The sequence below is a fragment of the Sphingopyxis sp. genome (assembly GCF_016463645.1).
In the GTDB taxonomy this organism is placed as follows: Bacteria; Pseudomonadota; Alphaproteobacteria; order Sphingomonadales; family Sphingomonadaceae; genus Sphingopyxis.
Map to the genome: position 1 here is coordinate 1 of NZ_JAEMQX010000110.1, position 12,072 is coordinate 12,072.

General features: G+C 64.0%; 9 protein-coding genes and 1 pseudogene. 8 read left to right on the top strand and 2 right to left on the bottom strand.

Annotated elements, in window-relative coordinates; translation table 11 throughout:
- The 8 genes and pseudogenes from JHC57_RS17530 to JHC57_RS17565 form a co-directional block, all read left to right on the top strand.
- Positions 1–98, top strand: a pseudogene (locus tag JHC57_RS17530) (hypothetical protein); the annotation flags it as partial.
- Complete coding sequence (trbL, locus tag JHC57_RS17535) at positions 95–1,381, top strand: P-type conjugative transfer protein TrbL (protein WP_037556046.1); 1,287 nt, start codon at positions 95–97, stop codon at positions 1,379–1,381. The pseudogene JHC57_RS17530 and the gene trbL, both read left to right, overlap by 4 nt.
- A gap of 4 nt (positions 1,382–1,385) precedes the next feature.
- Complete coding sequence (trbF, locus tag JHC57_RS17540; protein WP_037556047.1) at positions 1,386–2,069, top strand: conjugal transfer protein TrbF; 684 nt, start codon at positions 1,386–1,388, stop codon at positions 2,067–2,069.
- On the top strand, positions 2,066–2,902 hold the full coding sequence (trbG, locus tag JHC57_RS17545) for a P-type conjugative transfer protein TrbG (RefSeq protein ID WP_081933119.1): 837 nt from the start codon (positions 2,066–2,068) through the stop codon (positions 2,900–2,902). Before trbF ends, trbG begins: the two co-directional genes overlap by 4 nt.
- On the top strand, positions 2,899–4,122 hold the full coding sequence (locus JHC57_RS17550) for a TrbI/VirB10 family protein (RefSeq protein WP_052182310.1): 1,224 nt from the start codon (positions 2,899–2,901) through the stop codon (positions 4,120–4,122). Before trbG ends, JHC57_RS17550 begins: the two co-directional genes overlap by 4 nt.
- A complete protein-coding gene (locus tag JHC57_RS17555) occupies positions 4,119–4,334 on the top strand; it encodes a DUF2274 domain-containing protein (RefSeq protein ID WP_037556048.1) in 216 nt (71 codons plus the stop codon). The genes JHC57_RS17550 and JHC57_RS17555 overlap by 4 nt, the downstream gene beginning before the upstream one ends.
- Positions 4,335–4,492: 158 nt before the next feature.
- A complete protein-coding gene (locus JHC57_RS17560) occupies positions 4,493–6,253 on the top strand; it encodes a competence protein CoiA family protein (protein ID WP_039579029.1) in 1,761 nt (586 codons plus the stop codon).
- Between the two features lie 61 nt (positions 6,254–6,314).
- Positions 6,315–9,521 (top strand): hypothetical protein, encoded by a 3,207-nt coding sequence (locus tag JHC57_RS17565; protein WP_052182311.1) that lies wholly within the window; start codon positions 6,315–6,317, stop codon positions 9,519–9,521.
- Here JHC57_RS17565 and JHC57_RS17570 read toward each other — a convergent pair whose 3' ends face one another.
- Positions 9,522–10,790: a site-specific integrase gene (locus tag JHC57_RS17570; RefSeq protein ID WP_120218387.1), complete on the bottom strand. Its 1,269-nt coding sequence runs from the start codon at positions 10,788–10,790 to the stop codon at positions 9,522–9,524. It abuts the gene before it with no gap.
- Between the two features lie 321 nt (positions 10,791–11,111).
- Positions 11,112–11,888 carry a transglutaminase family protein gene (locus tag JHC57_RS17575; RefSeq protein WP_294031628.1) on the bottom strand — a complete coding sequence of 259 codons (777 nt, stop codon included), beginning with the start codon at positions 11,886–11,888 and terminating at the stop codon, positions 11,112–11,114.
- Positions 11,889–12,072: the final 184 nt, after the last annotated feature.

Consider the following 12,072-nt stretch of genomic DNA (forward strand, 5'->3'; position numbering starts at 1 on the left):
GTCGCTGCCGAACCGCCACCGAAGCCGATCCCGAATGCGAGGCGGCCTGGGAAGCGAAGCGGCGCCATTTCTTCCGGACCGAAAAGAGCAAGCCATGAACGACACCGGCGTCATCGATAATTTCCTGTCGGTCTTCTCGACCTATATCGACAGCGGGTTCGGTCTGCTCGGCGGCGAGGTCGGCTTCCTGTCCTCGACGCTGATCGTGATCGACATAACGATCGCGGCGCTCTTCTGGGCATGGGGCACCGACGAGGATGTGCTGCAGCGGCTGGTGAAGAAGACGCTCTATATCGGCGTCTTCGCCTTCATCATCGGCAATTTCCAGGCGCTGGCCACGATATTGCTCGAGAGCTTCGCCGGGCTGGGCCTGAAAGCGGCAGGAAGCGCGATGGCGATCGGCGATTTCATGCGCCCCGGCATGATCGCGTCCACCGGCCTCGATGCCGCCGAGCCCTTGCTCGACGCGACCGCCGATCTTGTCGGCCCGGTGGGGCTCTTCACCAACTTCGTCCAGATCCTGATCCTGCTGATCGCCTGGGTGATCGTCGTGATCGCCTTCTTCATTCTCGCGGTGCAGGTCTTCGTCACGATCCTGGAGTTTAAATTGGTGACGCTCGCGGGCTTCGTCCTGCTGCCCTTCGCCTTCTTCGGACGTACCGCCTTCATGGCCGAGCGCGTCCTCGGCCATATCATCTCCTCGGGCATCAAGCTGCTCGTGCTCGCGGTCATCACCGGCATCGGCACGACCCTCTTCCAGCGCTTCATGGACGCGGGGCTCGGGACCGAACCCGACATCCGCGAGGTGATGGCGATCGCCCTCGGCGCCTTGACCCTGCTCGGTCTCGGCATCTTCGGTCCGAGCGTCGCCAACGGCATCGTGGCGGGCGGCCCGCAGCTCGGCGCAGGCGCCGCCGCAGGCACGACCCTCGCGGCCGGCGCCACGATCGCCGCCGGGGCCGCCGGCGCGACGCTGGCGGCGGGCGCGGCGAGCAGCGCCGTCGGTCGCACCGCGCTCGGCGCCTCGCGCGCGTCCGGCAGCGCTTCGGCATCCTATGCCCGGGGCGCGGCCGGGAAGAGCGGGATGCGGGCGTTCGGTGCGGGGCTCGCCAATGTGGCGCGTGACACGGCGCGCGGCGCGGGTTCGCCGCTCCGCGCCGCGGCTGACCGCCTGCGTCAAAGCTATGCCGCGGGGCAGGCGGGCAAGTCCGTGGCCGGCGCTGCCACCGCGAGCGACGGCGCGGCGTCGCCCCCGACCTGGGCGGCCGCCATGAAGCGACGTCAGGCCGTCACCTCGGGCGCCACCATCGCCTCGCAGACCCTCAAGGCCGGCGACAGCCATGGCGCCGGCTCCGCTCCCGACATCAGCCAGAAGGATTGAACCCATGTTTCGACGCCCGTCCCAACATTATGGCAAGTCCCCGGTCCCGGTTACGCCCTACCAGCGCGCGGCGCAGGTCTGGGACGACCGCATCGGCTCGGCCCGCACCCAGGCGAAAAGCTGGCGCCTCGCCTTCTTCGGCTGTCTCGCGCTTTCGGGCGGACTCGCCTCGGCGCTCGTGTGGCAGTCGCTCCGCGGCACGATCACCCCTTGGGTCGTCGAGGTCGACAAGCTCGGCGAGGCAAGATCGGTGGCGCCCGCCGATGCCGACTTTTCGCCGACCGACCCGCAGATCGCATTCCATCTCGCGCGCTTCATCGAGCATGTCCGCTCGATCCCGGCCGATCCGGTGGTGCTCCGAAAGGACTGGCTCAGCGCCTATGACTTCACCACGCCCAAGGGCGCGCAGGCGCTGAGCGATCACGCCCGCGCGAACGATCCCTTTGCCGAAGTCGGCAAGATGCAGGTCGCCGTCGATGTATCGAGCGTCATCCGCGCATCGCGCGACAGCTTTCGCATCGCCTGGACCGAGCGCCGCTATCAGGATGGCAGCCTGGTCGAGACGTCGCGCTGGTCGGCGATCCTGACCACCTCGATCCAGCCGCCCCGCACTCCCGACGCCCTGCGCCGGAACCCGCTCGGCGTTTTTGTCACCGCTATTTCTTGGTCGAAGGAGCTCAGCCAATGATCCGCCTTACCCTTCTTCTCGGCGCTGCCGCGCTCGCGCTGCCGGCGCAGGCGGCACCCGCCGATCCGCGCACGCAGGTCGGCCGCGCGAACGACGCGGCGCGCGTCCAGCCCGAGCGCGCGACCTTCCTCAACGCCATCCAGAAATATGCCTGGGCCGATGGCGCGCTGTTCCAAGTCTACACCGCCCCCGGACAGGTCACCGACATCGCATTGCAGGAAGGCGAGGAGCTTGTCGGTCCGGGGCCTGTCGCGGCCGGCGACACCGTGCGCTGGGTGATCGGCGATACGGTGAGCGGGACGGGCGCGTCGCGCCGCGTCCATATTTTGGTGAAGCCCACGCGCCCCGACATCATGACGAATCTGGTCATCAACACCAGCCGTCGGACCTATCACATCGAGCTGCGCGCGACCCCCGCCACCTATATGGCGGCGGTCTCCTGGTCCTATCCGCAGGACGAGCTGATCGCGCTTCGCTCCGCCGAGACCGAACAGGCGCGGCTCGCTCCGGTTGCAGGCGGGATCGATTTCGCGGCGTTGAGTTTTGCGTATCGCATCTCCGGCGCGAAGGTCCCCTGGCGGCCGGTGCGCGTTTTCGACGATGGGCGCCAGCTCTTCGTCGAGTTCGGTGCTGCGATCGCAACCGCGGACATGCCCCCGCTGTTCGCGGTCGGCGAGAAAGGCGCGGCGGAGCTGCTCAACTACCGGGTCGACGGCCGTTACATGATCGTCGACCGCCTTTTCGATCGCGCTGAACTCCGGCTGGGGAGCGGGCGCGGCGCCAAGGCCGTGCGGATCGAACGCGAAACGCCGCGCGCGCGAGGCCGGTCGTGACGGCGCCCGAACAGCCGGGCACGGAAGCTGTGCCCGCCGAGGCCGAGGTTGCGCCGATCGCCCCTGCGAGCCCCGATGCGTTCCGCTTGGCGGGTGAGACTCCGCGGGTCATGCGTCTGTCACGGAAAACGCTGGCGGTTATCGGCGGGGCCGGCGGTCTTGCGATTGCGGCATCGCTCATGTGGGCGCTGCGAACGCCGGCCCCGGCCGAGCGTCGGGAGCTCTATGAAGCGAGCAACAATGCGCGGCCCGACGCGGTCCCCGGAGCACCCGCCGATTATGGCGCCGTGCCGAAGCTCGGTCCGCCGCTCCCCGGCGACCTTGGCCGGCCGATCGTTGCGGCGCAGGGGAGCGGCGAAGCCATCCCCGTCCCGCCGATCGGCGCGGAAGGGCGCAATCCTCCCGATCCGCGCGTGGCGGCCGCCGAACAGGCGCGGCAGCGGGCACTGCAGGAGCGCGAGAGCGCCCAGACGAGCCGGCTCTTTCTGGGGGGCGGAACCGCAAGTTCCGCAGCAACAGATATTGTGCCCGCCGAGGCGGCCGCGCCCGAACAGGCGGCGGAGCCTCGCACGGCCAATGAGGGGCGGCGTCAGTTTCTGGCATCGGGTTCGAAACGGCCCCTCGAAAGTGGCGAGCGGCTGATCGCCCCGAGCTCCGCGCTGATCGTCCAGGCCGGGACTGTCATTCCGGCAGCGCTCATCACGGGCATACGCTCGGACCTTCCGGGCCAGATCAGCGCGCAGGTGACGCAGAATATCTATGACAGTCCGACCGGGCGTATCCTGCTCATCCCGCAAGGGTCGCGGTTGATCGGCGAATATGACAGCGAGATCGCGGCGGGACAGAGCCGGGTGCTCCTCGCATGGGATCGCCTCATCTTGCCCGGCGGACGATCGATCCGCCTCGAACGGCAGCCCGGCGCCGACGCCGCAGGCATGTCGGGGCTGGAGGATCGGGTGAACAATCATTGGGGCCGGATGGTCCGCGCCGCGCTCGTCTCGACCCTGCTCGGGGTCGGGAGCGAGCTCAGCGTCGGCGGCGACGACGAACTCGCCCGGGCGCTCCGCTACGGGATGCAGGACAGCACGAGCCAGGCCGGGCGCCGCATCGTCGAGCGCGAACTGGCGGTGCGTCCGACGCTCACCATCCGGCCGGGTTTCGCGCTCCGCGTAGTCGTCACCCGCGACCTTATTCTCGAGCCGCAGGCGGATTGGAGATGAGTCGGCTGCGACTTGGGCCGATCGTCGAGGAGAAGCCGGTCAAGGCTACTGTCGAACTCACGGGCAAGCTTGCGCGCGATCTCGCTGACTATGCCGCGGCACATGCGAAGGAAAATGGCCTGTCGGAGCCGTTGTCGATCGAACGGCTCATACCGCCGATGCTGGAACGGTTCGTCGCGACCGATCGCGGTTTTGCGAAGGCGCGGCGTTAGGCGGTAAAGAGTATTTTGTATGCGCACACAGGGTCGATTATGATCGCCCTGTGGACGAGCATTTTGCTCCTGAGCGGCCGACCCAACCTCCGCGGCCTTGCACAACGAAGCCCGATCCCTCGGGCTTGCGGGTGCCATTCGCTGCATGCGGCGATGGCGTGGTTCGGCACGTCGAACAGATCGTATCGCACCGCGACGGCCCCTTTACCTGCCTTGGATGCAAGGAACGACTGACCCTTCGGCTCCCGAAGAAGATGCGGAAGCATTTCGCGCACCAGTCCGACAGCCGATGCTCAGGCGAGACGGCCCTGCATCTCTACGCCAAGCTGCTGCTGGCTGCTGTCCGGTGGGTCACCCTGCCAAGCCTTGTCCTCCGCGAGGAGCGATTGGAGGAGGTCGTTTTCGAAGGCGGGCAATTCGCGCTCGACGAGGTGAGGCTAGAGACATCGGAGGGCGATTTTCAGCCCGATGCCATGGTGTGGATCGGGTCCGATCGCCGCGCGGTGGAATTCAAGGTGTCGCACGCGGTCGATGAGGAGAAGCAGCAGAAGGTCGCGCGCGCAGGCTGCCCGATGATCGAGATCGATCTTTACGGAGTGCGTTGGCGCCAGCTTGATGGCGCCGAACTCGACCAGCAGATTTTGCACGACGCACCGCGGCACTGGATCCATCATCCGGATCGCGAGCGTTCCGCGCAGCGCCTGTCCGAGCGGGTCACGGCGGAAGCGACGCGCAAGGGCGAGGCGCTCCGATGGCATATCCGGGAGCGACCGCAGAAGCCTCCCGTCGATACCGAATGGGTCGCGGAGATCATGGCCGACCTGCAATATGCCGAACTGGACTATCTGCTCGGGGCCAAGAGCCGGATGGGCCATTGGTTCACGGTAAGGCCGCAGCTTTGGCAGGCGGCGCTCGTGCATGCCCTGATCTACACGCCGAGCATCAAATACTCGGCGGGATCGGACATCCATATCCATGGCGAGTGGCCGAACGAGGCCAATCTCGAGAGCGTGCTGCCGACATGGATGCTGCGCACCGACCTCAGCAATTACAAACCGAACGCGCTGGCAGCGGCCGGCTACTCGCGGGAGAGTTTCGGGTCGCCCAGCCAAGCCGTGACCGAATATCTCTTCAATCTCTTCACCGATCGGCAGGCTGTGGTGTGGGAGCGTGACGAGCAGCGCTTCTATGTCGACCCCGATCTTCATGCCCGCGTTCACAATCGCTACGACCTTGAGCGCACCGTTGCCTGCATCGCCAAGGATGCCGGCCATCCCGATCCCGATGGTTTCAGCCGGCGCTGGATGCGGCGATATAATGTCGACGGCCGAAATCCTTGGAAGGTGGCGGCGGAAGGCGGCGATGATTTTCACGCGCTGGACAAGCGGGTCCGGGCGATCTTCGACATGTCGCGCAGCTATCGCGACCTTCCCATCGTCGACGATCTTTGCGGATTGCCCTTTCAGGAGTGGCGCGACGGTATCCGACAGAAGCGCGAGGCGAAGGAAGCCGCCGAGCGCAAGCGGATCGAAGACGCAAAGGAAAGCCGGCGGCGGAACTTCGCCATTGCCGCGAAAAACGCGCTCAAGGACGAGGCCGAGACCTGGCTCGCATCGACGGTGGTCGATGGAGTGCCGATCACCGAGTGGGCGTGTGGCAGCGACGATCTCTATTGGCGAGCCTTCAGCCATATCGAGCGCGCCGAGGACGTGAGGAAGCGCCGGGTTTTGGCGGCGGAAGCGGCGGAGGAATTTCGCAAGCGGCTCACGACCGCCTCCAACAAGGCCTTCCGCGATCCCGACCGCGCGCACCTTTTTCTCAACAGTGCGCACCCGAAGCTTGCCGGTCGTCGCCCGATCGAAGCTTGTGAGACCGATGCGGATTTGAGAGTCGCTCTGGCGCTTCTCCCGAAAGTGTAGCGGAGCAGGCCGGAAGGAATTCCCGCTCGCGTGTGAAATCGCGATGTTCTAGACTTGTTCTATGGACCAGCCCGACGATTCGGCCGATCAGCTTGCGGCAACACGCGCCATCCTTCCCTCGGAATTCATGCGCCAGCTGAGACCCGACGAGTTTTCCGATAGCGGGTCCGAGCCTGCCTTCATCCTCGAAGCCTATGAGCTGGAGCAGCGCCTCGAGTATGTCACGGCGCGCAACGAGACCCATGATTTCGAGATTTTCTGTCGGAAGCTTTGCGAGCGGATCGTCTGCAAGAATCTGAAGCCTGCGACGGGCCCGGAGGGCGGCGGTGACAGCAAGGCCGACAGTGAGACCTTTGCGGTCTCCGACGAGATTACGACACTTCACTATGTCGGCGAGGCCAACTCTGGAAGCGAGCGCTGGGCGTTTGCTTTCAGCGCGAAGAAGCAGTGGCAGCAGAAGGCGCGATCGGACATCGAGGGGATCGCGGCGACTGGGCGTCCCTATACGAAGGTGTTCGTCGTCACCTCGCGTTATGGCCGCTCCAAAGATGTCGCCAAGATTCAGGATGAGCTGTCAGAGAAATTCGGCTTTCGCGTCGAGATATTCGACCGAAGCTGGATCATCGACCGGGTTCTGACGCACGGAAATCAGGATATCGCTGTCGACTATCTCGGAGTCGGTAAGCGAAACGAGAAGGCGCGTGTCGGGCCAGCCGACTACGCGCGGTCGCAGCAACTCGAAGATCTGGAGAAGGCAATCCAGGACCCTGCCGCTTATGCCGGCATCGAGGCGCAGCGCGTGACCGACGCCCTGCTCGCTGCGACGCTTTCGAAGGAGTTGGAGCGGCCGCCTTTCGAGACCCATGGGCGATTTGATCGGGCGATCCGCATCGCCGATCAACATGGTCTGCTCAGCCAGCAGATCGAAGCACGCTATCAGCGGCTTTGGACGGCCTTCTACTGGTTCGACGAGTTTGACCTCCTGGACCGCGAGTTTGACGCGTTCGCTGAACTCGCGTTTGGCTCGCCCGCGGCGCGACACGCGGAACGCCTTGCAAACCTTCTGCAATGCCTGATTACGGCGGTCGCACAGGGCTATCGTTCAGCCGAACAGGTTCGCCTCTCGGAACGCCGGTCCGCGTTGGTCGCTCGCCTCGAATTTTTTGCGGGTCAGAAGGACCGTCCCAACAATGCGCTCGAAGCGCGCACGACCTCCCTAATGCTCGAGATCACCTCCCTTGCGTTCGATCGACGCGACGAAATCTCCCCCTTTTGGCAGGAAGCCGAAGCTATCCTCGAAGCGGCGTCGGGGCTCGCTGAATATGATGCCGAGCGGCTCGCGCAGCTGATCGAGGAGGTGGGGCCGCTTGCCGGGAACGATCCGGCCTATGGTGAACTGGTCGACAAGCTCGCAGACTTCATGGGCAAGCGGGTCGGCGAAGGCGAGAGTGGACGTATTTTGCTGCGAAGGGCGCGGCGGCTCGACACAAATGCGGACCGTCTTGAGATAATTCGTCTGCTCGGACGGGCCACGCATCAACTCACCAAGCGCGAATATGCGGAAGAGCTCATCGAAGCGAGCTACATGCTCGCGGTCGCCTATCGGGGCACCGGTACGCTCTGGGCTGCGCGTGCCGCGGCGCTGTTTGCTGTCGCATCGATAATTGCAGATTCGGAGCACGATAGCCATCCATCGGTCACCCTCGTTCCCGCGTTGATGCTCCTCATCTGGATAGACATCGAGTTGCGGCTGCTGCCCGAGGCGCTCGACGCGATCCGGATGGTGAATGGTTGCCGAAAGTTGCTGCCGCTCGACGACGCTTCGAAGGTTCGCGTCGACGAGAGGTTGAAGGAATTTGATGGCGTCCTCACTTGCCAGTTTCTCAACAGCTCGGCCGATGACTTCGAGGCGATGGCGGGCCTCCCGACGGTTCTGGAACGCCTTGGTTTGCCTATGTCCTGCGGCGCGCTTCTCTACGCCTTGGGCTATGCGGAGCGCCTGGGTGAACGTCAGCCCGAGGAGGAGCCGGAAGGGGGACTTGAAGGCATGTTCGCGCGCGCGGCCAACCAGCCAGCGGGCGACCTCGGTGGTCGGCCGCTGGTTACCGGCAGCCCGCGACCGCACAGCATCGAGACCCGCGTTATCGGCATGCGCGTCGCGGTGCATCTATCGGGCAGCGACACAGCGCTGCTCGCCGGCCAAACCCTGCTGGCGGTTATCGACACGCTGTTTGCTACGGTTATCGGCCTGCGGATCGGAGCATTCGTCGAGCGCTTTGATATCGATCTCGTGGAAAGCGATGTTGCCACAGCACCGAACGTTGATTTCGATGGCAATAACATGCGCGCCAAACTTCATTGGCCTGCCGGATCGACACCCGCCGATCATCTCGGTGAGAGCGGAACCCATAGCCAATTCCTGCTTCTCTCAACGCTGATGCTCGTCGCGACCTCACTCGCCGACCGGCAAAAAATATCTCTGGAGAAGCTTTTTCGGGAAGAATCACTCCTTGAGCGCGTCAGCGCCGCAGTCGCGAGTTCGAACAGCCGCATCCGGGCGATGAACAGTCCAGCGTCGCGACTGACGGATTGGAACGAGCTATCGCTCGAGCGGTTTCCGCCGAAGGCCGACCGGCCGGTAATTGTAAGGGTGCCAGAGGCTGATCCCGAAGAAGAAACAATCAGCGAGCGATACGCGACTGGCGATCACCGCAGCGTCGAAGTGCGCTCGATCTTGGACATTCCGCAATGGGAGCAGGCCCGCTGGATCGGCGTGATGCTCGGTCTGCAGCATGATCTCCCGATCGTCGGATTGCACTTTGAGGATCGCGAGGCGGGACGCCAAATTTTCGAGCGTTGGCGCGAACGGTTCGGCGCACGAGATGCCAAAGGGGCTATCCACATCGCGATCTTGCGCGAACTACCTGGTCGGCCCCCGTCCCACTATGCGGTGCTATTGATGGCGGGAACTGAGCCAGGGGATTTCGCTGGTACGCTGGTGAGCATGCCGAGCCGCCTCAAGCTGCTCGAACCTGCCGCCGACACGAATCTGAGGTTCTTTCTCGATAACTATCCCGCGGGTGGCTCGTTCATTCTGGTTCCCACTTACGTGAAGGAGAATGGCGAGCCCGATCTGATGATGGACCTTGCCATACTAAAGCATGACCTCTCGATCCGGAGAGTTGCCGATATCGGCAAGTCCGATTTGGAAATCATCGGAGTGCAGCTTCTCGAGCAAATGGAGGCGCGCGACGGTTCGCCGCCTTGATCAGGCGGCGAACTTCATCTTTGCCGCCTTCCGCACGCCAGTCTCAAGATGTTTTGCGATCTCGTCCGAAGTGCGGCTGACCGCCAGCTTCACGGCTTCATCGATATGAACATAGTCCTGCGTCACACTTTGCGACGCGTGGCCTAGCATCGCGCGGATCGTGAGCTCGGAGAAGCCGAGTTCGCCCGCCATGCTGCCGAAGGTGTGGCGCAGCGTATGCGGCGTTACGCCCTCAATGCCGGCCGAGCGGCATAGTCGGGCCAAGCAGTCGCTGACGGCGGTAAACGGGCCTTCGCCATTCGACGCGGGAAAGACGTAGGGGCAGCCGGCTATTTCGGGTTGAGCGACGACGATCTTGATCGCCTCGGGTCCGATCGCCCGAAATTGTGCATCGCTCTTCGTGTCGGGGAACGCGACGTAGCCGCCCATGGGGTTAACCCACTGCCGCTGCAGCGCCTGCGCCTCTTCGCGCCGATAGCCGGTCAGAAGGAGCGTCCTGACAATTGCGAGCGCAACGGGGTTCTCGGAACCCAGTTCGGCCCGGCCGATCGCCCGACCCAGCAGCTCGATCTCGGCGATGCTGAGACGCCGGGTCCTTTTCTTGGTCGCGAGCTTCTTCGCGCCCTTCGTAGGATGTTCCGCAATCAGTCCCTTGTGCTTTGCATGGCCTAGGATGGCCTGGAGGGTGCCGAGGCTCCTCCCGGCAACGCCGGCACCGCCCGTCGGGCGGCCGCCGCGCCCGCCCGAAGGAGGCTTTCGGGTCTGACCGGTTGCAATGTCATTTTGCATTGCCTCGACGTCGGCGATCGTCAGCTTCCGCACGAGGCGTTTGCCCATCAGCGGGATGATATGCGTCAGGATGCGGCTCTCATCCATGTTGAGCGAGGTGTCCTTGATCGGGCGGTTCTTCCGTCCAAGAATGCGGCCGGCTCGCGCTTCGACGAGATACCATTCGCACATCTCGGCGACATTGAGATCCTTCCGGACCCGGCGCGACTCCTCTGCGGGATCTTCGCCAGAGGCGACCTTGCCCAACTGAATCTTCGCGAGCTCGCGGGCTTGCTCGACCGTCATCACGCCGAAGCGCCCGATCTTCACTCGCCGAACCCGGCCTTCCTCATTCATATACTGGATGACGAAGGTTTTCGTCCCGGTTGCGCCGACACGGACACCGAAACCTTTGATCTCGGTATCCCAAAGAAATGCCTGGCCTGTCGCTGGTGCAGCCAGCGCATCGACCGTCCGCTTATTGAGCTTCGCAAGCGCCACAAGTTCCTCCATCATATTACGCGAGGGTGGCCGATTCGAAAAGTAATGAGGACGTAATAGAAAATCACCGCTTCGCAGGGTAGGGCTAGGATAAATTATCGTAGGCCGAAGTCAACAAATGCTTGGATTTTCGTACCTTGGCGTAGAAAAAGAAGCTCTGGGGTATTTGCAGTAATTTCTTGCCAAGGTTGGGGTCGAGGGTTCGAATCCCTTCGCCCGCTCCAGTTTTCGCGGAGATTTAGCGGAGCTAGATCGGGGATCCGGGAAAGTTCGGCCGACCTCGCAGAGCGAGGATCGACGACATGGCCTTGCCACGCCGGTCTACGCCGGCTCCACCTTCACTTCCTGACTGACCAGCCGGATATCGCGATACGCCGTAAGAAAGGCAATATCCGCAGCATCGCGGCCAGCGCAGATGCGGGCGCATTCGGACGGCTTCGTCATCCCCGTCGCATCGACCATGTGCCAGTCGCCCGCCAGATAGACTTCGGCGACCGCATGGAAATCCTGCGGCTTCACGCCAAGTGCATAGACGCTGGCCATGCGCGCAGGAATGTGTGCCGAGCGGGCGAGCGCAATCATCACATGCGCATAGTCGCGGCACACGCCGCGACGCTCGACAAAACTGTCGAGCGCGCCCGTTTCAGACGTGCTGGTGCCCGCGACATAGGTGAAGCGGCTTTCGATCCAGTCGCGCATCCGCCCGATCTTTGCGCCGCCTTCGAGTTCGCCGAAGCGGCGGTCGACGAAGGCGTGGAACTTGTTCGACGGGCAGTAGCGCGATTCGTTGAGATAGGGGACCGCAGCGGCGGGAAGGCGGTGAAGCGGGACGGCGACGAGGGTGCGGAAATCAGCGTCGGGCCGGTCGATTTCGACCCGCGCGCGATAAGCGGCCCGCAAGCTGCCCTCGGCGCGGAGCCAGATCGGTTCGCAAATGCCGTCGGCGGCAGGAACGCGCGAAACGAATGCGGGCTCGCCGAGGTCGAGCGAGGCCTCAAGGACGCGCTGGCCGTGCCCGTTCGCCGCCTCGATCTGAAGCATCAGGTCAACGGGCTCGGACAGGCGATAATTTAGGGAGGCGGAGATTTCGAGTTTCATCTATCGGCAACGCATGAGGCAGGGATCGGTCGCGCTAATGACAGTAGGGAAAAAGAACAAGTGACGCCTTCGCGAACCATTCCGTTCATCGTCGCGACCATCTTCATGGACGCGGTCGGATTCGGCATTATCATGCCGGTGCTGCCGCAGCTCGTGATGGAGGTCGGCCGGATCGACCTGCCCC